22 protein-coding genes are annotated in these 23,428 nt (G+C 53.6%); 10 read left to right on the top strand and 12 right to left on the bottom strand.

The window, feature by feature from the left end; genetic code table 11:
* Nucleotides 1-9 precede the first annotated feature (9 nt).
* From F7231_RS18040 to F7231_RS18025, 4 genes are all read left to right on the top strand, one after another.
* Nucleotides 10-1,149 carry an alpha/beta hydrolase-fold protein gene (locus F7231_RS18040; RefSeq protein ID WP_166692930.1) on the top strand — a complete coding sequence of 380 codons (1,140 nt, stop codon included), beginning with the start codon at nt 10-12 and terminating at the stop codon, nt 1,147-1,149.
* A 46-nt stretch (nt 1,150-1,195) separates the two neighbouring features.
* Entirely contained in the window at nt 1,196-3,118 is a 1,923-nt protein-coding gene (locus F7231_RS18035; protein ID WP_166692929.1) for an alpha/beta hydrolase-fold protein, read from the top strand.
* Nucleotides 3,119-3,146: 28 nt separating this feature from the next.
* Complete coding sequence (locus F7231_RS18030) at nt 3,147-3,482, top strand: hypothetical protein (protein ID WP_085411915.1); 336 nt, start codon at nt 3,147-3,149, stop codon at nt 3,480-3,482.
* 161 nt (nt 3,483-3,643) lie between these two features.
* Nucleotides 3,644-4,744, top strand: a complete 1,101-nt coding sequence (locus F7231_RS18025; RefSeq protein ID WP_166692928.1) for an endo-1,4-beta-xylanase — start codon at nt 3,644-3,646, stop codon at nt 4,742-4,744.
* Nucleotides 4,745-4,899: 155 nt separating this feature from the next.
* Here the strand turns inward: F7231_RS18025 and F7231_RS18020 are convergent, their stop codons facing one another.
* The 5 genes from F7231_RS18020 to F7231_RS18000 form a co-directional block, all read right to left on the bottom strand.
* Nucleotides 4,900-6,225, bottom strand: a complete 1,326-nt coding sequence (locus tag F7231_RS18020) for a putative porin (protein WP_229370061.1) — start codon at nt 6,223-6,225, stop codon at nt 4,900-4,902.
* A 101-nt stretch (nt 6,226-6,326) separates the two neighbouring features.
* Nucleotides 6,327-7,757 carry an inorganic phosphate transporter gene (locus F7231_RS18015; RefSeq protein ID WP_166692927.1) on the bottom strand — a complete coding sequence of 477 codons (1,431 nt, stop codon included), beginning with the start codon at nt 7,755-7,757 and terminating at the stop codon, nt 6,327-6,329.
* Between the two features lie 197 nt (nt 7,758-7,954).
* Nucleotides 7,955-9,385 (bottom strand): inorganic phosphate transporter, encoded by a 1,431-nt coding sequence (locus tag F7231_RS18010; protein ID WP_166692926.1) that lies wholly within the window; start codon nt 9,383-9,385, stop codon nt 7,955-7,957.
* A 344-nt stretch (nt 9,386-9,729) separates the two neighbouring features.
* Complete coding sequence (locus F7231_RS18005; protein ID WP_085411911.1) at nt 9,730-10,065, bottom strand: hypothetical protein; 336 nt, start codon at nt 10,063-10,065, stop codon at nt 9,730-9,732.
* A gap of 13 nt (nt 10,066-10,078) precedes the next feature.
* Complete coding sequence (locus tag F7231_RS18000) at nt 10,079-12,298, bottom strand: FG-GAP-like repeat-containing protein (RefSeq protein ID WP_166692925.1); 2,220 nt, start codon at nt 12,296-12,298, stop codon at nt 10,079-10,081.
* Nucleotides 12,299-12,328: 30 nt separating this feature from the next.
* Here F7231_RS18000 and F7231_RS17995 point away from each other — a divergent pair, with 30 nt between their 5' ends.
* From F7231_RS17995 to F7231_RS17970, 6 genes are all read left to right on the top strand, one after another.
* Nucleotides 12,329-13,633, top strand: a complete 1,305-nt coding sequence (locus F7231_RS17995) for a UDP-N-acetylmuramoyl-tripeptide--D-alanyl-D-alanine ligase (protein WP_166692924.1) — start codon at nt 12,329-12,331, stop codon at nt 13,631-13,633.
* 91 nt (nt 13,634-13,724) lie between these two features.
* Nucleotides 13,725-14,378 (top strand): SGNH/GDSL hydrolase family protein, encoded by a 654-nt coding sequence (locus tag F7231_RS17990; RefSeq protein WP_085411908.1) that lies wholly within the window; start codon nt 13,725-13,727, stop codon nt 14,376-14,378.
* A 92-nt stretch (nt 14,379-14,470) separates the two neighbouring features.
* Complete coding sequence (locus F7231_RS17985; protein WP_085411907.1) at nt 14,471-14,914, top strand: 3-oxoacyl-ACP synthase; 444 nt, start codon at nt 14,471-14,473, stop codon at nt 14,912-14,914.
* A 71-nt stretch (nt 14,915-14,985) separates the two neighbouring features.
* The gene (locus F7231_RS17980; protein WP_085411906.1) at nt 14,986-15,345 is read left to right on the top strand and encodes a PadR family transcriptional regulator; all 360 of its coding nucleotides are present in this window, start codon (nt 14,986-14,988) and stop codon (nt 15,343-15,345) included.
* A 2-nt stretch (nt 15,346-15,347) separates the two neighbouring features.
* Nucleotides 15,348-16,034, top strand: a complete 687-nt coding sequence (locus F7231_RS17975) for a hypothetical protein (protein WP_166692923.1) — start codon at nt 15,348-15,350, stop codon at nt 16,032-16,034.
* A gap of 45 nt (nt 16,035-16,079) precedes the next feature.
* Nucleotides 16,080-16,754 carry a hypothetical protein gene (locus F7231_RS17970; RefSeq protein ID WP_166692922.1) on the top strand — a complete coding sequence of 225 codons (675 nt, stop codon included), beginning with the start codon at nt 16,080-16,082 and terminating at the stop codon, nt 16,752-16,754.
* Between the two features lie 67 nt (nt 16,755-16,821).
* Here F7231_RS17970 and aspS read toward each other — a convergent pair whose 3' ends face one another.
* The 7 genes from aspS to F7231_RS17935 form a co-directional block, all read right to left on the bottom strand.
* Nucleotides 16,822-18,573: an aspartate--tRNA ligase gene (gene aspS / locus F7231_RS17965; protein WP_166692921.1), complete on the bottom strand. Its 1,752-nt coding sequence runs from the start codon at nt 18,571-18,573 to the stop codon at nt 16,822-16,824.
* Between the two features lie 106 nt (nt 18,574-18,679).
* Nucleotides 18,680-20,128, bottom strand: a complete 1,449-nt coding sequence (locus F7231_RS17960) for a DUF5723 family protein (RefSeq protein WP_208295636.1) — start codon at nt 20,126-20,128, stop codon at nt 18,680-18,682.
* Nucleotides 20,129-20,346: 218 nt separating this feature from the next.
* The gene (locus F7231_RS17955) at nt 20,347-20,949 is read right to left on the bottom strand and encodes a NifU family protein (RefSeq protein WP_085411901.1); all 603 of its coding nucleotides are present in this window, start codon (nt 20,947-20,949) and stop codon (nt 20,347-20,349) included.
* 120 nt (nt 20,950-21,069) lie between these two features.
* The gene (locus tag F7231_RS17950; RefSeq protein WP_166692920.1) at nt 21,070-21,573 is read right to left on the bottom strand and encodes a peptide deformylase; all 504 of its coding nucleotides are present in this window, start codon (nt 21,571-21,573) and stop codon (nt 21,070-21,072) included.
* Between the two features lie 13 nt (nt 21,574-21,586).
* Nucleotides 21,587-22,009 (bottom strand): arsenate reductase ArsC, encoded by a 423-nt coding sequence (locus F7231_RS17945; protein WP_166692919.1) that lies wholly within the window; start codon nt 22,007-22,009, stop codon nt 21,587-21,589.
* A 45-nt stretch (nt 22,010-22,054) separates the two neighbouring features.
* Nucleotides 22,055-22,504 (bottom strand): arsenic resistance N-acetyltransferase ArsN2, encoded by a 450-nt coding sequence (gene arsN2, locus F7231_RS17940; RefSeq protein WP_166692918.1) that lies wholly within the window; start codon nt 22,502-22,504, stop codon nt 22,055-22,057.
* A gap of 11 nt (nt 22,505-22,515) precedes the next feature.
* On the bottom strand, nt 22,516-23,427 hold the full coding sequence (locus F7231_RS17935) for an arsenite methyltransferase (RefSeq protein WP_166692917.1): 912 nt from the start codon (nt 23,425-23,427) through the stop codon (nt 22,516-22,518).
* Nucleotide 23,428 lies beyond the last annotated feature (1 nt).

Below are 23,428 nucleotides of genomic sequence, written 5' to 3'. Positions count from 1 at the left end.
ACCTTTACTATGAAACGATTAATTGCATTACTCATCGGGGCAATGACCCTGACGGTACCGGCTCTGGCCCAGACTGCGGGCGTACCGGCTTCGACCAATATTCCGGGGCAGAAGTACCCGCAAATACTGCCCGACAATCGGGTGGTGTTTCGCGTGAAAGCGCCTGATGCCCGCAAGCTGCAAATCGACCTGATGAAGAAGTACGACATGGTGAAAGACACCAGCGGCTTCTGGACGGTCACCACGGAGCCGGTCGGTGAGGGCTTCCACTATTATTCGCTCATTGCCGACGGTATCGCCATCTGTGACCCGGCGAGCCAGACGTTCTATGGCATGGGTCGCATGGCCAGTGGCATCGATATTCCGGACAAGGACATGGACTATTACCAGCCCAAAAATGTGCCGCACGGTCAGGTACGTTCGGTCAATTACTACTCCGACATGACCAAGGCCTGGCGCCGGGCCAACGTGTACACCCCGGCCGGATACGACGAAAATCCGAAGAAACGCTACCCGGTACTATACCTGCAACACGGCTCGGGCGAAGACGAAACCGGCTGGCCAACGCAGGGTAAAATGGACATGATTCTCGACAACCTGATTGCCGAAGGGAAAGCCACGCCGATGATCGTGGTGATGGAGCGCGGCTACGCTACCGACCCGAGCAAGCCCGTCAGCACAACCGGTGGGATGACCGCCAATGTGTTTCCTGAGTTACTGGTAAAAGAAGTGATCCCGATGATCGACAAGTCGTTTCGGACGTTGACCGACCGGGATAACCGGGCCATGGCAGGCCTGTCGATGGGCGGTTTCCAGACGTTCCAGACGACCATGACCAACCTCGACAAGTTTGCCTACATCGGCGGCTTCAGCGGAGCGGGTCGTTTGCAGCCGGGTGCCGACGTAAAACAGTTGTATGATGGTGCCTTGACGGATGCCGATGCGTTCAACAAGAAGATGAAAGTGGTGTATGTAAGCATCGGCACGAAGGAGCCGGAGCGCATGTATGCAGGCGTGAAAGGCTTCCATGAAGCCCTCGACAAAGCGGGCATCAAGCACGTGTATTATGAGTCGCCGGGTACGTTGCACGAGTGGCAAACCTGGCGCCGTTCGCTACGGCAGTATGCCAGCCTAATTTTCAAGAAGTAAACTCACCGCCGACGACCCGTTCGGGTCGTCGGCCATTCCTATAATTATGAAACGACTCCTCTTACTAGCGACAGCAATCTGCCTGCTTGGTGGTACCAGTTACGCCCAACCCGCCGACAAGGAAATGCCGAAAGGCTTTGACCAGGTACGTTCAGGCATCGCCACGGGTAAACTGGACTCGATCAGTTACCCGTCAGCAACCGTAGGCACTACTCGTAAAGCGCTGGTGTACACCCCGCCGGGCTATACTAAAAAGACGAAATACCCGGTGCTGTATCTGTTGCACGGCATTGGTGGGGATGAAAAAGAATGGCTGAAAGGTGGTAATCCGCAGGTGATTCTCGACAATCTGTATGCCGAGAACAAACTCCAGCCCATGATCGTGGTGATGCCCAACGGCCGGGCCATGAAAGACGACAGGGCGGTGGGGAACATCTTCGACAAAGACAAAGTGGAAGCCTTCGCCACCTTCGAGAAAGACCTGCTGAACGACCTGATTCCGTTTGTTGAGAAGAAATACCCGACCCTAACCGACCGGGAGCATCGCGCCATTGCCGGCCTGTCGATGGGGGGCGGGCAATCGCTGAATTTTGGGCTCGGTAACCTGGACAAGTTTGCTTGGGTGGGCGGCTTTTCGTCGGCACCCAACACCAAACGACCTGAAGAACTGGTACCGAATCCAGCCGAGGCCAAACAGAAACTGAAACTGCTCTGGATTTCGTGCGGAGACGCAGACGGGCTGATCTCATTCAGCAAACGTACCCACGACTATCTCTACCAGAATGGGGTGCCGCATATCTATTACGTCGAGGCGGGTGGACACGATTTTAAGGTTTGGAAAAACGGCCTGTATATGTTCTCGCAGTTTCTGTTCAAGCCGGTCGACAATTCATCGCTGACGAAATATAGCGTCTTGGGTACGCCCGCGTCAACGAACATCCGCAATGCCAAATACCCACAGATTTTGCCAGACAACCGTGTTGTCTTTCGGGTAAAAGCGCCCGACGCTCAGAAAGTACAGGTCGATCTGGGTAAGAAGTATGACATGGTGAAAGACAGCGACGGCTTCTGGACCGCCACTACGGATTCTATCAGCCGGGGCTTCCACTACTACTCGCTGCTGATCGACGGCGTAGCCATTGCCGACCCGGCCAGTGAAAGTTTCTATGGTATGAGCCGCATGGCCAGTGGCATTGAGATACCCGACAAAGACGGGGCTTTTTACGCCATGAAAGACGTACCCCACGGCGACATTCGCATCAAGCGCTATCTCTCGAAGGCCACTAACAGCTGGCGCGAAATGTACGTGTACACCCCGCCGGGCTACGACAAATCGACCGACAAATACCCGGTGCTGTACCTGCTGCACGGCGGTGGCGAAGATCAGCGCGGCTGGTCGACGCAGGGCAAAACGGACATGATCATGGACAACCTGATCGCTGAAGGCAAAGCCAAACCGATGATCATCGCCATGGTCGACGGCAACGTTGGCGGCGGTGGCATGGGCGGTTTTAACGAGAACGCACTGAAAGCGTTTGAAAACGAACTGAAGCTCGGTGCTATCCCCTTCGTAGAAAGCAATTTCCGGGTCGAGGCTGACGCCAAGAGCCGGGCGCTCGCGGGCCTATCGATGGGTGGTTTGCAGACGTTGTATGCAGGCATTAAGAACACCCCGATGTTCTCGAACCTGGGCGTATTCAGTTCAGGCTGGTTTGCCAACAATCCCGCGCTGACCGACCCGCAATACGCGTTCATGAAAACCAATGCCAGCACCATTAACAACAACCTGAAAAACCTGTGGATTTCGATGGGTGGTAAGGAAGACATCGCCTATCAGAACTGCCAACTCATGATGAAGAAGTTTGACGAGATGGGCATCAAATACAGCTACAGCGAATACGCCGGTGGCCATACCTGGCCTGTTTGGCGGCACGACCTATTTCAATTTTCACAAGTACTTTTTAAATAACAGTTTCACTAAACCCCCAATTTTTACCATGAAAAAGTTGTTTTTTTCTCTATTCTTATCGCTTGCCACTCTAGTAGCGTTTGCTCAGAACCCAATTGATGGCAACTGGAAAGGCAGCCGCGAAACGCCAAACGGTACGTTCGAAGTGAACTATACCTTTAAGGTAGAAGGTAACAAATTAACAGGAACCTGGAAAACTCAATTCGGAGAGTCTCCACTACAAGAAGGTACTGTTGATGGAAAAAAGATTTCGTTCAGTATCTCATTCAACGACCGTAAAATGAGTTATACTGGCGAACTAGTCTCTGATAAAGAGATCGTTGTAAAGAGTGAGCGTGGTGAGATGAAGCTCGCCAAACAGTAGAAAATCGTGTCGTTTAATCGGGCAATGTAAGTCCGATTAAACGACACGATTTTTATTTTCCAGATAGTTTTTAGCAGGCGCACGTAGCTTGGCTGGCGCCACGACTTGTTTGAGGCTTCGCAGTTATAATTTAAGTAATCCATCAAAAAAAGTACACCTCAATGATTTCAAAAAGAAACTTAGTGGCTGCCAGTACGGCCATGTTTATGATGGGGACGGTGACTGGATTTTCTCAATCCATTCCATCATTAAAAGACGCTTTTAAGCGAGACTTCGGCATCGGTACCTGCCTGAACAACGCGCAGATCGAAGAGCGTGACCCGGCAACGACAGCCTTCATTGCGCGTCAGTTCAACATGGCCACGCCTGAGAACATTATGAAATCGGCGTTGCTGCATCCGAAGTGGGACACGTATGATTTCACAATGGGCGATAAGCTGATCGACTTTGGCAAAAAGCACAACATCAAGATCAACGGGCATACGCTGATCTGGCATAGTCAGTTACCATCGTTCATTCGGGGCATTAAAAGTGCCGATTCTATTCGGACATTCTTTACCGATCACATCAAAACGGTGGCTGGTCATTATAGCGGTAAGTTGTATTCGTGGGATGTTGTCAATGAAGCGCTGAATGAAGACGGCACAATGCGGAAATCCGTGTTCCTACAATACCTCGGCGAAGACTTCGTGACAGACGCATTCCGGCTGGCGCAGCAGGCTTCTCCTAAAACGGAGCTGTACTACAACGATTACAATAACGAACAACCCAAAAAACGGGCGGGCTGTCTTGAACTCGTGAAAAAGATCAAGGCCGCCGGTGTACGTATCGACGGAATAGGTATTCAGGGCCACTGGCACGTGGGGAAAGTGCCCTTCAAAGACATTGAAGAAAGCATCCTGCAATACGCCGCTTTAGGTGTGAAAGTGATGTTCACTGAACTGGACATTGAGGTACTACCCCGCAACTTTCAGGGAGCCGATGTAGGTCAGCGCATGACAAGCAACGCCCAATCAAACCCTTATCCTGATGCGCTGCCCGACAGCGTACAGCAACAACTGGCTTCCGATTACGAGAACCTGTTCAAGCTGTTCCTGAAGCACAAAGACAAGGTAACCCGCGTCACGTTCTGGGGCGTCAACGATGGCGACAGTTGGTTAAACGGCTGGCCCATTCGTGGTCGGACCAATTACCCGTTACTTTTTGACCGGAAGAACCAGCCAAAGCCAGCTTTCGACAAGGTAATTGCCCTGAAGAAATAAGGTAGCTGACAGCGTTGAGCTGTACGTCCACCCTGACATAGAAAAAGCGCCAACTATTGATGAGTTGGCGCTTTTTCTATGTCAGGGTGGACGTACAGCTTGTTCAATCTGAACCAAAGTTGGCTAGGCATAGCTGAGAATCAAGCATGATCCAGCTAAAAGCGGTATTGGGTACGCACTGTCAGCAGGTTGTCTGGGGCATCAGTTTCGTAACCGGGGAGACTGGTATCCTCATTGATGGGCATGTCATACCAGAGTACCAGCTTCAGATTACTGTTGATGTAGTACAGATAACCCAGTCCAATTGTGCTGTATCGGATATCAGCCCAGGTGAATTTACTATCAAGTTGCTTGCCAGCGACCTGCGTGTTGGGGTCATACCAGTCATACTTAGCTACAAACTGGTGCTTTTCGCTGCCCAGGTGTTGGAGGTAGTAAAAATAGGCTCCGTTGAAATTCCGTACGTACAGTGGGCTAGCTGTTGGCGCTGAAACAGGGTTTGGTATGATCCCCGGTGTTTCGGTGGTTGCCTTGTTCGCTGTTTGTATGCCCTGAATGTATTCGGCCCGAAACTCGGTACGGCCCTTCCGGTTCGGAATACGGAGTTGCATATCGGCTCCGTAGTAACGGCGGGGCGCTGTGGTTCCGGTGGGCACCACGGTGGCATCCGCTACAAATGCAGGCGCGTCGGCCGTGCCGTTCATCCGGTAAATTTCGTTGGTGAATCGACCAACCCCTCCCCAATAACCAGACAAACTACCGGTTAGCTGAACGTCTGTTTTGGTGATTCGTTGCGGCTTGATCGTCAGGCGACCAATAAAATCTTTGTGGCTATCGTAATCGCTGAGACTAGCCAAACCTGGCCCGTTGAACAAACCGGCATCGATTTTCAGAAAATGAAGTGGGTGCGCCGGGTTGCGTGGCTCAAAGGTCAGCATGGCTCCTAAATCACGCTCAACACGCATCAACAGCTGCGACATACGGCCCCGCTCGGGTGATTCCCTGTCGCCAGAACCATAGTTTACCTCGAATCCAAAAGGTCGGGCAAACAGACCAGCTGTAAAGTGAAATACATCGAGCTTGTTTTCGTAATAACGGCCCCAGAAATCGCGGGTTTGCATGCCTCGCTCCGACCCGTCGAACTGAAACACGAAGAGCACCGTTGGCCGTCTCTGTTGATCAAACCGGGCGTAGTCGAACCGGAGCCGCCCCCGACGAACACTAAAGCGACTATCTACGCCCGGCACGAAATCTCCTGCGTTGAAACTCCGCTGTCCCGGCGTCTGGCCCAGTTGATACTGCGGCTGAATATAGCCGCTGATGTTTACGTACTCGTACTTATTGACAATCGATTGAAGGGCTTTCTGCCGTGCCGTATCGATGCTACTTTCCGAGAGGTTTCCCTGCTGCTGGGCCAGGGTTTGCACACCGCTAAGTAGCAGCAGCACCAGCCAGTACAGACGCGTCTTTTTCGTTTCCATGTGCATCGTAAGCAAGGAGGAGTTGTCCACAACTAAATTAGTTGTGGACGGGTAGTCAAACACGGCCACAGGAGTAGCACTGACCTAATACTGTTGGTTGATTAGCCGAGAATCCAGCGAAAAAGCATGAACAAGGTAGCCGAGATAAGAATCGCCATTGGCAAAGTCAGCACCCAGGCCAACACGATACTTTGGATGGTTTTAGCCTGTAGGTTTTTGATGCCTTTGCTGGCTACCATCGATCCGGCGATACCCGATGATAGGGCGTGCGTGGTGCTTACCGGTGCCTTAAAATCGGGAATCAAACCTGAGGCCAGGCCAATGGTAGCTGCGGCCACCAGTTCGGCCGAGGCGCCCTGTGCATACGTCAGGTGCGATTTACCGATCTTCTCTCCCACCGTCACCACGATACGTTTCCAGCCAATCATGGTGCCAAAACCCAGTGAAAGTGAGATCATCAGAATTACCCAGAAAGGCGCATGGTCAGTGAACTTGCGAATGCCTTTCTCTTCAACCACGGCCGCCGCCTTTAACGTCGCTTTGTCCGCATCGCTCAGCTTCACGTCTTCACTGACGATCAGCTTCTTACTATTGCTGCTGATGGTTAGCAGCGCTTTCCGCATCAGAATGGCATCTTTCTGCTCATACGCATTGGCAGCCACAACAGGGGCCAGGTTGGCAATGCTGGTGTTGATTCCCTGTAAGCGTTGCAGGTCGCTTTTCGAGAGATGTGTTGTGTCGATACGCGCCGTTATCTGCTGAATTTTAGCTAGATCAGGCTTTAGCTGAGCAATATCGAGGTTCGTATCAAGCGCGAAGAACGTTGGCAGAATGCCGATCAGGATAAGCATCACCAAGCCAATGCCCTTCTGGCCGTCGTTGCGACCATGGAAAAAGCTGACCAGCGTACAGGTGATGATCAGTAGAATACGGATCCACCCCGGAGGCGTCTGACCGGGTGTTGGCTCGTCAAAAATTTGCTTGCGAATCTGCTTGCTCAACGTCCGCCGCAGGGTGAACATGAGAATGATGGCCAGGCTGAAGCCAATCAGCGGTGAGAGCAGCAGGGCCAGAAACACCTCCTTGGCCTTGTCCCAGTTCACCGCCGCCACCCCCATGGTGTTTTCCGGTAGCAGGGCATAACCCAGACCAACCCCGATGATGGCCCCGATCAGCGTGTGCGAGCTGGAGGCAGGCAGACCAAAATACCAGGTGCCGAAGTTCCAGATGATGGCCGAGAACAGCAGGGCCAGCACCATGGCGATGCTGTGGTAGACGTTCTGGTCGATGAGCAGCTCAACGGGCAGCAGGTTGACGATGCTCATGCCCACACCCACTCCGCCGGTGATGACGCCGATGAAGTTGACGATGCCCGACCAGACCACAGCCTGGGTGGGTTGCAGCGAGTTGGTGTAGATGACGGTAGCTACGGCGTTGGCCGTGTCGTGAAATCCGTTGATGAATTCAAAGGCACAAGCAGCCAGTAAACAAAAGACAAGAAGGACAAAAACGCCGGTCTCTAAGCCGAACATATAACAGGAAGTTACGAATTATACCTATGATTCAATGGTACAAAATTCCGCACATTACAGTCGTTAATGGCCGTATCGACGTTAATAAATTGTTATGTTGTTAACATTACGGTAACAATCGGGTAACATAAGCAAAAATCCTGCTCTTCTCATAGACTACTGAGCGAGGCAGGATTTTGGTGCTGAGTGATTCCAGTCTAGCCCAGGATCCAGCGGAAAAGCATAAATAGAGTAGCCGAGAGCAGAATAGCAACGGGGAGTGTCAGCACCCAGGCTAAGGCGATACTCTGCACCGTTTTGGCCTGTAGGTTTTTGATGCCTTTGCTGGCTACCATCGCCCCGGCAATACCCGATGACAGGGCGTGCGTGGTGCTTACCGGTGCTTTGAAATTTGGGATAAGGCCCGATGCCAGACCAATGGTAGCTGCGGCCACCAGTTCGGCCGAGGCGCCCTGTGCATACGTCAGGTGCGATTTGCCGATCTTCTCCCCCACCGTCACCACAATGCGTTTCCAGCCAATCATGGTACCCAGCCCCAGCGAGAGCGAGATCATCAGAATCACCCAGAAAGGTGCATGATCCGTAAAGCGACGTAGGCCTTTCTCTTCCACAGTAGCAGCCAGCGATAGGTCGGCTTTGTCTTCTACGCTCAATTTCACCGCGTCGCTATCAATCAATTTGCGCACGTTGCCGCTAATAGTTAACAAGTCTTTTCTGATGTTGATCGCTTGCTTTTGTTCATACGTGCCTGCTGCTACAAAGGGCTGTAACCGGGCAAGGCTGGCATTCACATTGGCTATTCGATCAAGATCAGTCGTCGACAATTGAGTTTTGTCGATCATCGCTATTTTTTGCTGTACGACAACCAAATCCTGTTGTAGCTCTTTGATGTTCAACCTTGTGTCTATAGCAAAAAACGTTGGCAAAATGCCGATCAGGATAAGCATCACCAGGCCAATGCCCTTTTGGCCGTCGTTGCGCCCGTGGAAAAAGCTGACCAGCGTGCAGGTGATAATCAGCAGGATACGTACCCAGGCGGGTGGCAACTGACCAGGATGCGGCTCATCGAAGAGTTGTTTGCGCAGATCTTTGCTCAGCGTCCGGCGCAGGGTGAACATGAGAATGATGGCCAGGCTGAAGCCAATCAGCGGTGAGAGCAGCAGGGCCAGAAACACCTCCTTGGCCTTGTCCCAGTTCACCGCCGCTACCCCCATGGTGTTTTCCGGTAGCAGGGCATAACCCAGACCAACCCCGATGATGGCCCCGATCAGCGTGTGCGAGCTGGAGGCAGGCAGACCAAAATACCAGGTGCCGAAGTTCCAGATGATGGCCGAGAACAGCAGGGCCAGCACCATGGCGATGCTGTGGTAGACGTTCTGGTCGATGAGCAGCTCAACGGGCAGCAGGTTGACGATGCTCATGCCCACACCCACCCCGCCGGTGATGACGCCGATGAAGTTGACGATGCCCGACCAGACCACGGCCTGGGTGGGTTGCAGCGAGTTGGTGTAGATGACGGTAGCTACGGCGTTGGCCGTGTCGTGAAATCCGTTGATGAATTCAAAGGCACATGCAGCTAACAGGCACAGGGCCAGAAGTATGAAAATGCCGGTCTCTAGGCCGAACATACAGACAATGAGTTTATTACAACTTCATCCAACGTGGATAAGCGGGTGCAAAGTTGCCCATACTTTAAGCGAGTTCGCTGTTGACGCCGTTAAAAAATTGTTACCAACAAGGCCTGTAAAATGTCAATACGAGCATCCTTTAGGTCACAGCTAGATACTATGTATACCTAAAAACCGCAGCGCTGTCAAGTACAATTACTCAGCAACTTGAAACTGAATTTCCAGGAAAAAAGGGACCGCTGGTGCTGAATTTCGTTGCCCTTTTCCCACTGTTTCATGACCTAACTGACGTGTCTATTTGTCGTCAATAAAAAAGGCCTCCCTGTAGTAGGGAGGCCTTCTTACTAGGCTTCGTTACCTTCTTCGTCGGAAAGCTGATCTACCTCAGCCTGCATTTTTGCCTCATCTACGTTATCGAGGTCATTGTATAGATCGGCGGGCAAATCGCTGTCGTAGCTGGCCTTCTCCGATACCATGTCGGTCATGTCAGAAGCTACGGCGTTGTCGGTATATAAGATCGTGTCAGAAGCTTCTTCGTTACCGGGATTCATGTTGTCAGGCTGCCCATCCAAACCCAGATCGGCGTAAATAGCCGACTCACTGTTCACGTCATCACCTGGCATATCGCCTCGTTGCTGATCCGGGATGTTCAGATCCAGATCGTCATCTTGGTTGTTCATAGTCGTTAAGTGTTTAGCGAACTAACACGACCCGACTAACTTTTGTTGGTTTATCTTCGGCGGTGAGCCGCAGCAGATAAACCCCGCCCGGCAACGTACCCAAATCGAGCGGCACGTCAGTGTTACCGGCTACCAACTGCGGCGCAATCACCCGCCGCCCGTCCAGACCGAGCACCTCCACCCGCCCGGCGTGCGGCAACCGAAGTGTAACGTACCTGTCGGTCGGGTTCGGGAATGCCCAGACAGCCTCAGGTGCTTCGGTCGACAAAACCGTGGCCTTTTCCGACGTGTTCCGAATATAGCGCAACCCGCCCGACGCTGTACCAACTACCAGATCGGGCAGGCCGTCGGCGTCCAGGTCGCCCGTTGTAATGGCCAAGCCAATACCGGGAAAGCCCAACGACGCCAGCGAATCGAGCAACGTACCCCGCTGCGTAGGCTGCGCCGCCGGTCGATACACCTTTAGCTGACCCGCCCGCGTGGCAACCAGTAATTTGGGCTGCTTGTCGGCGTTTATGTCAATCATCGTCAACGACGGGTTTCGCGCGAGCAGATCAATACCAAAGCCCGCGTAGGAATCGGTCTGGAGCTGAAAAGCCGGTGCCGCCAACGTACCCGTATTACGCAGGTAGCTGATATTGCCCGCTGAGCCACCAACCAGCAAATCGAGCTTACCGTCGGCGTCGATATCGGTAAACGTAATGGCTTCACTGCTCGAATACCCCACCGTAACGGGCAACGTCAACACCTTTACCGACGCCCGGCTATACTGTACCGCTGCGTTTCGGGCCGCCGCGTTGGGCCACCACTGAATGACCGAACCGCTCGCCGACCCCGCCGTTAACACCAGATCGACCGACCCGTTTCCGTCCAGATCAGCAAATGTTGGCCGCAGGTTCGTGAGCGAATCACTTTGTGTCAGGCCCAGGTAATCGGTGGTCACCAGCGTGAAGGCCGGGCTGGTCGGTGTACCCCGGTTCTCAAATTGCCAGAGCCCGGCCCGAAAGCCCTTAGCCCCCGCTAAGCCACTATGCCCGACCAGGAGATCGAGATCGCCGTCGCCATCGAGGTCAGCTAGCGCGGGCACCGCATTTTCGCCTAGGTCAATCATGTCTCCTTGCAGAAAATCAGCCTGCACGTACTGAAAATCGGGCTTGGTCGCCGTGCCGGTGTTGCGGTAGAACAGGTTCGACGCGCGAAAATCGAATACATTTCCTTCGTTGCCATACACACTGGTCGAAGCCAGCAAATCGGTTCGTCCATCGCCATCCACATCCTCAAAAAACGTGGCGGCAAAGGCGGGCAGCTGAATGGGTTTTTTGGCCGGAAAATCGGGGGCAAATTTAAAGAAGTCAGCTTTAGCCGAGTTGGTAGTTCGGTTGTAGAGCACCGCCACGTTGGAACAGGTAACGTACCCGAATAGCAGTTCTTTCAGCCCATCACCATCGGTATCGAACAGCGAAATGGCATTACCCGTGTGCAGTGGACGAGCATTTGGCAGGCCCTGCCGGCCGCCATCGGCGCTGCAATTGACGCCAAACTGAAAATCGTTGCAAAACTCTTTCTGGAAACCGCCCCAGCAGAAGCCAATTCGTTTGAAATCGAGCCCGGCGGGGGCAACGGTACTGCTGCGCTCCTTGCTCATGTTCTGATAATACACCGCCAGGTTGCCACCCACATCAAACGCCACTATATCGACATCCCCGTCGCCATCGTAATCCTGAATGACAGGCGTATCGAGGCCGGCCACGTAGAGATTAGTACGCCCTGAAAGGCCCTCCTGATAAATAGGTGAGGCAATTAGCTGCCAGTTTAACATACCTGGCGCTGTGGACGCGTTACGCCAGACCTGCACACCAGACGGAGCCGAGGCAAACAGGTCTTTTTGCCCGTCGCCGTCGTAATCCACCAGCACCATCCAGTTAATCAGCGTCGGAAACTGGCGTTCATACTGCGGTGCGTATTGCCACACAAACGCGCCCGCCGCATCAGTGGCGGCCAGGAACGTACTGACTTTATCAGTCGTCCGGTCGAATACTACCAAGTCCAGGCGGGCGTCTCCGTTGAGCGAAATCGTGTTGAACTGGCAGCTGTTGAGGCCACCGGCCCAGGCATTGGGCAACGCCCGACCAGACACCGTCACCACGGGCCGCTGATCGTATTCGAACGAGATGCGTTGGGCTTTTACCCCCAGTGCCAACAGGCACAGAACCGCCGTAAACCAGTTTTTCATCTTACATTTGAACGAACACAGGGGCTACTTATGACATCAACAACCCTCCTCTACGATAAATTTCTGACGTGTAGCGGTGTATCGACCGATACGCGGCAAATTACGCCTAATTGCCTGTTTGTTGCCCTGCGCGGCGACACCTTCAACGCCAATGAATTCGCGCTGCAGGCGCTGGCCACGGGCGCCAACTACGCACTCGTCGACGACCCTGCCGTGGCGTCCGCCGACCCGCGCTGCCTGCTCGTTGACAACACGCTGACGGCCCTGCAGGATCTGGCCCGTCACCATCGTCGCCAGTTTACCTGCCCGGTTATTGGCCTGACGGGTAGCAACGGTAAAACCACGACCAAAGAGTTAATTGCCGCCGTGTTAAGCCGCAGGTACGTTACCGAGGCCACCAAGGGCAACCTCAACAACCACATCGGTGTGCCGTTAACATTGCTACGTATTAACCCGGCTACCTGCCAGATGGCCGTAGTTGAAATGGGAGCGAACCACCAGCAGGAAATTGCTATGCTCAGCCGAATCTGCGAACCTACCCACGGCCTGATCACCAACATTGGCAAGGCGCACCTCGAAGGCTTTGGCGGTCTGGAGGGCGTTCGGAAGGGCAAAGGCGAACTGCTTGATTACCTGGCCGAAACGGGCGGGACCGTCTTTGTCAACGCGCAGAACGACACGCTAATGGCCATGCACGCTGAGCGCACGTTTGCCAACACTGTGTTTTACCTAACCAACAACCGTCCCGAACTGCTGCTCGACGCACCTGTAGCCGTGTACCGCACCGCCAGCGGCGAGACCGTTCAAACCCATCTGCCGGGCCGGTATAATTTCGAGAATGTGGCAGCAGCCCTGGCGATTGGTGCCTATTTCGACGTACCCGAAGTCGACGCCAACGCCGCCGTGGCCGAGTATAACCCCACCAATAACCGGTCGCAGGTGATTGTGAAGGGCACCAACACCATTTTGCTCGATGCCTACAATGCCAATCCCAGTTCAATGGCGGCGGCGATTCAGCAGTTTGGCCAGCAACATAGCAATGATACTCCCAGCCTGCGCAAAGTTGTACTACTGGGCGATATGTATGAACTGGGCGACGAGAGTCCGGCCGAGCATGCTGCGCTGGGTACGTTGGTAGCCAAACAGAAGTTCGACCTGGTTATTCTGGCCGGAAAAGACATGAAATACGCGCTGCCTGCTCTGCCCAAAGCCTATTATTTCCCCGATAAGTTTTCGCTTCACAACTGGATCGCTGATAACCCCATGACCAACACCCGGATTCTCATTAAGGGCTCGCGCGGGATGGGGCTGGAAAGCGTCGTACAGTTTATTTAAACGTTTTGGTGTGTAATCAGTCATAGTAGGGAGTATTTGATACATACAACCGCAACATCACTACGAATAAATTAAACCAGTTGATTCACTTATGAAAAACGCCTTCCTGTCGCTGGCTATTCTGCTAACGACGCTGTCCTTACCAACGCTGGCCCAAACCAGTTTCGAGAGTGAGATTGTTGCCTTCGAAACCCAGGATAAAGCCACGCCCCCACCAGCCAACGGCATTTTATTCGTTGGCAGCTCGTCAATCCGCCTTTGGGAAGGCCTTAAGGAAGCCTTTCCCGGTAAGCCGATCATCCAGCGCGGCTTTGGCGGATCTACCCTCAGCGATGTCATTCGCTATATACCACGCGTCGTTCTGCCATACAACCCAAAGCAAGTTGTGCTTTACGCGGGCGATAATGACATTGGTCAGAACAACCGGACGGCGCGCGATGTATACAGCCAGTTTCTGACTTTCTTCGCGTTGGTCCGCAAGCAATTGCCGAATGCCACGATCACCTACATCTCCGTGAAACCCAGCCCGGCACGTAAGCAATTTATGCCGATACAGGCTGAGACTAACCGAATGATTAAACAGTATCTGAGCGGTCAGCGGAACACGTCTTTCGCGGATGTGTACACGCCGATGCTTGGTGCCAACGGGCAGCCCCGCCCCGAGTTATTCAAAGCCGATAGCCTGCACATGACACCCCAGGGGTACGAAATCTGGAAGGGTGTAATCGCCCCCGTGTTGAAATAAGCAGTACCCGTTTGGCAACGTACCCGGTTACGGAAAGTCACTTTTCCGCAATTAGGTACGTTGCTTTTTTGCTTACTGACCTATGAAAAGTCATGCTTAAACAATCTATTTACAACCAGTGCCTTGCTTACGTACAGCAGCGCATCGACACGGCAACGGAAGCGATGCGGGCGGCGCAGGAATCGGCCAATTCGGAGTCGAAAAGCTCGGCAGGCGACAAGTACGAAACGGGCCGCGCCATGGCGCAACTGGAACGCGACCGCCACGCCCAACTCCTGGCCGATGCCCAGCGAATGAAGCAGGAACTCGAGCATATCGATCTGGCCCCGGCAACGCTGGTACGGGCGGGCAGCCTCGTAAAAACCGGTCGGGGTACGTTCTTTATCAGCATCAGCGCCGGGCGGATTTCGGTAGCAGGCGACGACTACATGGCGGTGTCGGCGGCCTCCCCCATCGGTGCGGCATTGCGCGGCAAACACGTTGGTGACACGGCTGTTTTCAACAACATACAGTACGTTATCGAGGCACTGGACTGATAATCTTTCATACCCATAAAAAAAGCATACCTATAACTTGTAGGTATGCTTTTTTTATGCACTTTTGGGTCATGAATGACAAAGTGAATCAACCGTTATTGAAGGGAAGCCTGTCGGTGATTATCCTGAAACTGCTCGAAACCCGCGAGCGGATGTACGGCTATGAGATCACGCAGCAGGTAAAAGCCCTCACGGCGGGCGGCGTGGCTATTACCGAGGGCGCGCTGTATCCGGCACTGCATAAACTCGAAGCCGAGGGCTTGCTCACAACCGAAACCGAAGTAGTCGACGGCCGGGCGCGAAAATATTACTCGCTGACCAAAAGCGGAAAAAATGAAGCCGTTAGCCGGGTCGATGAGTTGATGGCGTTTATGCAGAATCTGCAAACCATTCTTTCGCCTGTATCGTCAACGCCTACACCTGCTTTCTGACCATGCTCGCGCCTGTCCAACTCACGCTTATTGATCAGCACCTGCGCAGGGAAAACTGGCTGCGTAACGACGACCTCATCGCCGAGCTAACTGATCATTATGCCGATGCCCTTTCAGATAAGTTGGCTGAAGGTGTACCGTTTGAGTTGGCGCTTGAGGAGGTATGCCATTCGTTCGGTGGCCGCATTGGATTGCTGACAATGGAGGAAAACTACCTGAAAATGCGGCCCCATGCGCGGTTTCATCTATACAGGAATGCTTTCCTGAACGCCTTTCGCAGGCCAGTTGTTGGCTACACTTTACTTATTCTCGCCGGATGTTCGCTAGTTGTCCAACTCCTCAATATCGACTGGATCTATCAGCCAATTGACGCTCTCAGGCTCAATGGCTGGGGATGGTTATTCACGGGCGGTCTAAGCGGGCTTTTTACAGCCTCCAGGATGCAAATTCAGTTTAAACTTCAGAAAGGTACGCTCAGGTTGAGCCCGGCATCGCCCCCGCCCGCCTGGTCGCTCCTACAATCGATTACATTGATACTTATTTTTCTGGTGCTGCCGCCAATACATGAATTCGCAGAAGGCAATGCGGGTATTGTTGCCTTGCTCATGACGCTGCTTTTCGTTCATAACTGGGCTTGGATTCGCATGCTCAAGATTCATCGATTGAAACGGCCAACCGCCGTAGCTTAGGCTCTTCGCATCTGTTTTTCCAACGCCTACACCTGCTTTCCAATCATGCTCACGCCTGCCCAACTCACGCTTATTGACAAGCACCTGCGCAGTGATAACTGGCTGCTCAACAACGACCTCATTGCCGAGTTGACGGATCACTACGTCGATGCGATTTCAGATAAACTGATTCAAGGCATACCGTTCAACCTGGCTTTGCTGGATGTCCACCGCTCATTCGGCGGGCGCAAAGGATTGTTGAACATGGAGGAAAATTACCAGCAAACGCAGGCGCAGACCAATTCCCGCGTCTACCGCAATTCGGTCAAAAAAGCGTTCCAGCTACCGGGTTTGGGTTACACGCTGCTGGTTTGGGCGGTTTGCTACGGCCTCGTCCGCACGTTCCCGTTCAAGTGGGTCAGTGAACACATTTACCATCTTAGCGACGTAGTGTTCCTCGGTATGATGTGCGTCTTTGTTGGGATTTTCATTTATGCCTTTGTGCTGCATTTTCGACAGCTTCGCGCAGGCACGTTATCGCTGCATTCGTGGGCAGCACCCACGTACACGATGGTGCAGTCAACTGCTTTTGTCGGCTACCTCTGCGTTTTTCTACCCGTTCGTCACTTCGCCGAAACTCACCCCGCTTCATGTGCGCTGGTAATGACGCTGGTTGTCATTCACGAATGGGCGGGTATGAACATGCTCGCGTTTGTGTACCGCAAACGGCTAGCGGTATAGATAATGAAAATTGCTGACGCGAAGCCCTTCTAAGAGACTCACGTCAGCAATTTCAATAACTAATTAATCACGCTACCGTTGTCTTGATCTTCAGCTCATCAAGTTGCTTGTCGGAAATGACTGATGGCGAATCGATCATGACGTCGCGACCAGAGTTGTTTTTCGGGAAGGCGATGAAGTCGCGGATGCTATCGACGCCGCCGAAGAGCGAGCAAAGCCGGTCGAAACCGAAAGCGATACCACCGTGTGGCGGCGCACCAAACTCAAACGCATCCATCAGGAAGCCGAACTGGTTTTTCGCCTCCTCGTCCGAGAAACCAAGCAGGCTGAACATCCGCGCCTGTAACTCCCGGTTAAAAATACGGATCGAGCCCCCGCCTACTTCGGTACCGTTGATCACCAAATCATAAGCATTTGCCCGCACGGCACCCGGATCGGTGTCGAGCAGCGGAATGTCTTCGGGCTTGGGCGAGGTGAAGGGGTGGTGCATGGCAAACCAGCGGGCTTCTTCTTCGCCGTATTCGAGCAGCGGGAAATCGAGTACCCACAGCACCTTATAATCATCGGGGTTACGCAGGCCGAGGCGCGTGCCCATCTCAAGCCGTAGCTCGTTCAATTGCTTACGCGCCTTGTTGGCTTCGCCCGCCACAACCAGCAGCAGGTCGCCCGGTTTGGCATCAAAGGCGGTTGCCCAGGCTTTCCGCTCGTCGTCTGAATAGAATTTATCGACCGATGATTTCACGCTGCCGTCTTCGCCGACGCGGGCGTAGATCAGGCCTTTAGCGCCAATCTGTGGTCGTTTTACCCATTCGGTCAGTTCATCGAGCTGCTTGCGCGTGAACGTAGCCGCACCCGTGGCGCAGATGCCCACAACCAGTTCGGCGCTGTCGAACACGGGGAAGCCTTTTCCCTGTACCTGCTCGGTCAGCTCCACGAACTGCATGCCGAACCGAATATCCGGCTTGTCAGAACCATACAGACGCATCGCATCAGCGTAGGTCATCCGGGGGACTTCGGCGAGGTCAATGTTCTTCACCGTTTTGAATAGGTGACGGGTCAGCCCCTCGAACATATTCAGGATGTCTTCCTGCTCGACAAACGACATTTCGCAGTCGATCTGCGTGAACTCAGGCTGCCGGTCGGCGCGCAGGTCTTCGTCACGAAAACACTTCACGATCTGGTAGTACCGGTCGAAACCCGAGACCATCAGCAGCTGCTTGAACGTCTGTGGCGATTGGGGCAAGGCGTAGAACTCACCGGGGTTCATGCGGCTTGGCACCACGAAATCACGGGCACCCTCAGGCGTTGACTTGATCAGTACCGGCGTTTCTACCTCAATGAAGTTCTGACCGTCCATGTATTCGCGGGTACGGCGGGCCACCTGATGGCGCAGTTCGAGGTTACGACGCACCGGATTACGGCGCAGATCGAGATACCGATAACGCAGGCGCAGGTCGTCGCCCCCATCGGTATCGTCTTCGATCAGGAAGGGGGGCAGCTTGGCGGGGTTCAGCACCGTCAACGTGGTGGGACGTACCTCGATGTCGCCGGTTGGAATATTCGGGTTTTTCGACTGCCGCTCGCTAACCGTTCCGGTAGCCTGCACCACAAATTCGCGCCCCAGCGTACGGGCGATTTTAAACAGATCGGCGGCTGTAACACCTTCCTCCAGAATGATCTGCGTAATACCATACCGATCCCGAAGGTCGATCCAGAGAACGCCGCCTTTGTCGCGAATGGTTTGTACCCAGCCGCTTAGGGTCACCGTTTTATTGATATCCGACGAACGCAGTTCGCCACAGGTATGTGTTCTTAACATAGAAAGAGTTAAGAAGTAAGCATTGGTAAATAAGTCTTACCTCCTAACGCTTGCTTCTCTATTTGGGCGCAAAAATAGGCAGATTGCCACTGACCTACAACCAAACTCAGTAGTCGTTGCCGTTATCTGACCCTGTTCGCGAGCCAAAGCCCATCGCCATGCCGAAATACACATCGACGCCACGCGGAGAGATTCCGTTATTGCTCGTCCCTAACAGACCAAATACGTTGTCGGAACCAGCCCAGAAGGGGCCAGCCCGTAGTGAAAGTCCCACCTGGGCGGCACCATTGACGTATGAGATCGGAAGCGAAGCACCCGCCCAGCGGCTATCAAAACGCGGTACCACCGCCACCACTGACGGCTGATGCATCGCAACAGCATCATTCCCACGCATATCCTGCCAGTACGCAACCTGTAGCCCTAAGCCACCCGGCCGCTCGTAGTCGACGTTGAGATTCAGTGAGGTTGGCAATCCGCTGGCGAACGATCTCAAGTTGCTGGCAGGGTTTACTTTCAGCTTCTGCCGAATGACGTTGATCACCTGTTCACTGTTACGAACTTCGTCGAAGTCTTCGCTGACAAACCGCAGGTTCGTTTGATTGATGTTGTAGGCATCGCCGGTGTACCGAATGGAGCCAATGTCTGTCAGGGCTATTCCTGCTTTCAGCGTAGCTCCCTCAGGGTCGGGCTGCATGCGATAGGCCAGGCCAAGATCGAAGCCAACGCCTCGGCCCGGCGGATTGCCATTGACGAGCGAACGCAACGACAGGTTCTGATTTTGCAGGTACGACGTGTAGCCGAACTCCCCGACGATCTCTTTTACGTTCATGTACCCCCGGCTTTTGATAAGCGGATCGGGCAAAATTTCGTAGCTAAGGCCCTGATTGACAAAGTACCCCGACGTAAAACCAACCAGATACTTTGCCGTCACACCCACCATCAGGCTCATACCATCTTCATCAAACAGAGTATGGCCCAGCGTAGCCGCCACTTCGGCATAAGTGTTGGTATTCGTACTAAACGCGTTGTTACGAGTTGGAATGCTGTACAAGACATCGCTGCTCAGGCTGGCCCGCAATGCCGACAGTAACTGCTCCGATGCGCCCCACACCTGCCCGCTGGCGCGCAGCCGCGACGACAGCCCGATTACCGTACGCTCACCTACAGCCACCTGCAGGGCCGGCCCCCGAAACTCACCCCAAACGGTGCCGTTCTTGGGCTTCCCGTCCTGAATCTCTTCTGTGTACTCTGTCTTGAACTGAACGCCGCCATTTGGCTGACGGTACTGATTTGGCACCTGGCCCGTTACCAGCCGGAGCAATGAGAACGGGGCCTTATAACGAACAAAATTATTATTGGCGTGGATATTCACAGCCCCCAGACTCACATAGAACCGGTGCGGTGAGTCGGCTAACCAGGCCGGATTTTGGTATGCCCGGTGAATTCCCCCATTCGAACTGGTTGTCAGACCCAGTAAGTTTTGGGCCGACGCGGCAACAGGAAGCAGGCCAAGAAAACCGAGCCATAAACGAGGTAATGCAGTGTGAATAGTCAATGGTGCTGAGATATTAAGTCAATTTCCGACGTTGCGTGTCGTGTTGATGTCACGATAGTGACTACAAATAAAAACGCCAATGCTTCTTAAAGGCATTGGCGAGGGGGGTAATTCTGATTCAATGGAGGCTAATTGAGTTTGGGGCCTGCCGGGCGTTGCTACACAGTAAACCGGGCTGTCAACACTGGAACGGCAAACCCCAAACGGAAAATTTACTCTTATACGCCTTCGGCTTCTACGGTTTTTACGCCGGGAACCAGGCGGGTCAGCAGGTTTTCGATGCCTGCTTTCAGGGTCAATGTCGATGAGGGGCAACCGCTGCACGATCCTTGCAGGAGCACTTTCACCGTACCAGTCTCTTCATCGAAAGCGTGGAAGTTGATCGCTCCGCCATCTGATTCCACCGCCGGACGGACGTATTGATCCAGGGCAGCTTTAATCTGCTGAACGGTTTCGGAGTCAGCCTCCAGACGGGTGCTGTTCAGATCGATCGTCCGCTTCACGAACACGGGCTTATCGGCTTCAAAGTAATCTTTCAGGAAGACCTTCACTTCGAACATGATTTCGCCCCAGTCAATATCTTCATCTTTGGTCAGCGTGACAAAATTGCCCGCGATGAAGACCCGACGTACCCCGTCGATACCGAAAAGGGCTACAGCCAGGGGTGAGTTTTTACCTTCCTTCAGGGCTTCCGAGGGTTCGGCATAATCGAACGAAAGGCCATCGGGAACGAGTTCGCGATTCAACACGAACTTCATTGAGTTGGGGTTCGGGCTTTGCTCCGTATATATAGACACCGGCGGACGCAGGGCAGCTTGCATATCAGGTACGTTTTAACGTTTTGAGGTTAACGTCATATACTAGTTTCGAGTTTCAGGTATCAGGTGCTTCGCCCATCCCCTATTGCTGCTCAGCGAAGCACCTGACACTTGAAATTCTTTTTAAAGCACCCGATACTGAAATGCTTTATCGTCTAGTGCACGCATGGTGCAAAGCACCCCATCGAGGTGGTCATATTCGTGTTGCAGCAGTTCAGACAGGTCGTCTGTCAGGTGCCACTGCCGCGGTACGAAATGTTCATCGAGGTAGTTGATCGTCAGCGATTTGTGGCGACTGACGCGCACCAGCAAATTAGGGAAACTCATGCAGTCGTCCCACAGTTCAAACTGCTCATCGCTCAAGTTGGTCAGCGTGGGATTCACGAATACGACCGGGCCACGTCCGGCAGGAGGCGCTATATTCATGTAAATCAGCCGCTTCATAATGCCGAGTTGCGGTGCTGCAATGGCTCGGCCAAACCCGTAGCGGGTACGTACCTCCTGCATCACATTATGTAAATCGGCTACCCATCCGGCTATCAGCGGCTGCTCGTCGGGACGAACAGGTTCACAGATTTCATACAGACGCGGGTCGCCCAGCAGCAACAGATCGGATAGTGTTTTCATCAGGCAGCAGGTTTCAGACAGCAATATTCGCCTGAATAAAGTCCTGCGCAAATGCCTTGATCTGGTCCCGGATACGAGCGTAGTTGGCCATCACGCTTTCCTCATCTGGGCCAGTCACTTTCGATGGGTCTTCAAAATTGTGATGCAGCCGGTTGGTTTTGCCGATCCAGACCGGGCAACGCTCAGCCGCACTGTCACAGACCGTAATGACATAGTCAATAGGCAGGTGGGCGTATTCATCCACGTGGTTCGAGGTGTGGTGGCTAATGTCGACGCCATCGTCGGCCATTGTTTTCACCGCACGCGGATTTAGGCCGTGCGTTTCAACGCCAGCGCTGAGAACCTCCGCTTTATTGCCAGCGAACAATTGCAGATAGCCGTGCGCCATCTGGCTGCGGGTTGAGTTACCTGTGCAAAGTACTACGATTCGTTTCATACTAATAGTGCTAAATCCGGCGCTTTGGGAGCTTGGTTAGCTCAACTACCGAAACTCCAGTTTCGGTGCTACCTCTTTTTTCATCACCACCGACGAGGCCGGGCAGAGGTCGCTGAACTGGCGGGTGCTGGCAATGGCATCAGGTACGTTGCTTCGCTCGACACGCCCGAAACCCAACCGCTTGAAATAGCCGTCGGCGGTGGTGGTAATCAGGTACAAGTCCACAACGTCGCTGTCCTGAGCCAGCGTATAAATCGCATCAACGACTTGACGACCAATTTGCCGGGATTGATAAGCAGGCGAAACAGCCACGGAACGTAACAGACCAGTTGAGCCAAACACCTCTACGCCCGCCGCTCCGGCCAATGTATCAGCATCAAAAGCCAGCACAAACGTACCCAGGTCGTCGGGTAGGTCATCCGTCAGTAAATCTGCCTGGGTCAACAGTTCAATTAGCGCGGGGCGGTCGGTGGGAGTGGCCAGTCGGAAGGTCATCTGTTTATGAGTTAGCAGCAGCCTCCACCCGGCGTGCAGGCTTGCGCTGATGAGTTGGTCAAATCGGTCAGGTTGATTCTTGGTTTCGCCATTGGCTCTACAGATCCGGTTGTCTCTGGTTTTTCGGCGTAGACCGTCACGCTGACGATTCCCACGCCCCCCTGCCGATAGGTAGCTATGTCGTCGGCCGACAGGTAATTGGCCAGGATGGAGTCGGGCAGGGTAATGGCTTTGCTTTTCTGAACCGTAATCTGCGTAAAGCCCGCTTCCTGAATCAACTGCAGGTAATCGTCGTGCTGGATGGCGCCCGATACACAACCCGCGTAGAGTTCGGCAGCCTGACGAAGCCCTGCCGGTAAATCGCCCTGCAACACAATGTCGGAGATGCTGAAATGGCCGCCGGGTTTCAGCACGCGGGCTATTTCGGCCAGCACGTTGGCTTTGTTGGGCACCAGATTCAGCACGCAGTTGCTCACTACCACATCGGCCACATTATCCGCTACAGGCATCTGCTCAATGTCGCCAGCCCGGAACTCCACGTTGTTAAAGCCCAGCGTATCGGCGTTGCGGCGGGCACGGTCAATCATGGCGGGGGTAAAATCAATACCGATTACTTTGCCCGTTGGGCCGGTTTCGTGACGTGCCACAAAGCAGTCGTTACCAGCACCCGAACCCAGATCAATCACCGTATCGCCGGGCTTGATCTGTGCAAATTGCGTGGGCAGGCCACAGCCAAGCCCCAGATCAGCAGCGGCAACGTACCCAGCCAGGTGCGTGTAGTCGTCGGCCATGATTGCCGCATCATCAAGGGGTGAGCAACCGCCCACACCACAGCAGGAGGCTGCGTTCATTTCGCGCGACTGATCGGCCACGGTGGTATAGGTTTCCCGTACCAGTTCTTTTAGTTGACTCTCCGTTTGCATA

Origin of the sequence: Fibrivirga algicola (assembly GCF_011742925.1) — a bacterium.
GTDB lineage: Bacteria > Bacteroidota > Bacteroidia > Cytophagales > Spirosomataceae > Fibrella > Fibrella algicola.
The sequence above is the reverse complement of the archived record's forward strand: the minus strand, read 5'-3'. Positions and strand labels throughout refer to the sequence as shown.

Bases quoted from the DNA above. Each gene is read 5' to 3' on its own strand.
- F7231_RS17990 (WP_085411908.1), top strand. From the start codon at position 13,725: ATGAAAAACGCCTTCCTGTCGCTGGCTATTCTGCTAACGACGCTGTCC.
- F7231_RS17955 (WP_085411901.1), bottom strand. From the start codon at position 20,949: ATGCAAGCTGCCCTGCGTCCGCCGGTGTCTATATATACGGAGCAAAGC.
- F7231_RS18020 (WP_229370061.1), bottom strand. From the start codon at position 6,225: ATGGAAACGAAAAAGACGCGTCTGTACTGGCTGGTGCTGCTGCTACTT.
- aspS (WP_166692921.1), bottom strand. From the start codon at position 18,573: ATGTTAAGAACACATACCTGTGGCGAACTGCGTTCGTCGGATATCAAT.
- F7231_RS17995 (WP_166692924.1), top strand. From the start codon at position 12,329: ATGACATCAACAACCCTCCTCTACGATAAATTTCTGACGTGTAGCGGT.
- F7231_RS18005 (WP_085411911.1), bottom strand. From the start codon at position 10,065: ATGAACAACCAAGATGACGATCTGGATCTGAACATCCCGGATCAGCAA.
- F7231_RS17935 (WP_166692917.1), bottom strand. From the start codon at position 23,427: ATGCAAACGGAGAGTCAACTAAAAGAACTGGTACGGGAAACCTATACC.
- F7231_RS18030 (WP_085411915.1), top strand. From the start codon at position 3,147: ATGAAAAAGTTGTTTTTTTCTCTATTCTTATCGCTTGCCACTCTAGTA.
- F7231_RS18015 (WP_166692927.1), bottom strand. From the start codon at position 7,757: ATGTTCGGCTTAGAGACCGGCGTTTTTGTCCTTCTTGTCTTTTGTTTA.
- F7231_RS18000 (WP_166692925.1), bottom strand. From the start codon at position 12,298: ATGAAAAACTGGTTTACGGCGGTTCTGTGCCTGTTGGCACTGGGGGTA.
- F7231_RS17970 (WP_166692922.1), top strand. From the start codon at position 16,080: ATGCTCACGCCTGCCCAACTCACGCTTATTGACAAGCACCTGCGCAGT.
- F7231_RS18035 (WP_166692929.1), top strand. From the start codon at position 1,196: ATGAAACGACTCCTCTTACTAGCGACAGCAATCTGCCTGCTTGGTGGT.
- F7231_RS17980 (WP_085411906.1), top strand. From the start codon at position 14,986: ATGAATGACAAAGTGAATCAACCGTTATTGAAGGGAAGCCTGTCGGTG.
- F7231_RS18010 (WP_166692926.1), bottom strand. From the start codon at position 9,385: ATGTTCGGCCTAGAGACCGGCATTTTCATACTTCTGGCCCTGTGCCTG.
- F7231_RS18025 (WP_166692928.1), top strand. From the start codon at position 3,644: ATGATTTCAAAAAGAAACTTAGTGGCTGCCAGTACGGCCATGTTTATG.
- F7231_RS17985 (WP_085411907.1), top strand. From the start codon at position 14,471: ATGCTTAAACAATCTATTTACAACCAGTGCCTTGCTTACGTACAGCAG.
- F7231_RS17975 (WP_166692923.1), top strand. From the start codon at position 15,348: ATGCTCGCGCCTGTCCAACTCACGCTTATTGATCAGCACCTGCGCAGG.
- arsN2 (WP_166692918.1), bottom strand. From the start codon at position 22,504: ATGACCTTCCGACTGGCCACTCCCACCGACCGCCCCGCGCTAATTGAA.
- F7231_RS18040 (WP_166692930.1), top strand. From the start codon at position 10: ATGAAACGATTAATTGCATTACTCATCGGGGCAATGACCCTGACGGTA.
- F7231_RS17950 (WP_166692920.1), bottom strand. From the start codon at position 21,573: ATGAAAACACTATCCGATCTGTTGCTGCTGGGCGACCCGCGTCTGTAT.
- F7231_RS17945 (WP_166692919.1), bottom strand. From the start codon at position 22,009: ATGAAACGAATCGTAGTACTTTGCACAGGTAACTCAACCCGCAGCCAG.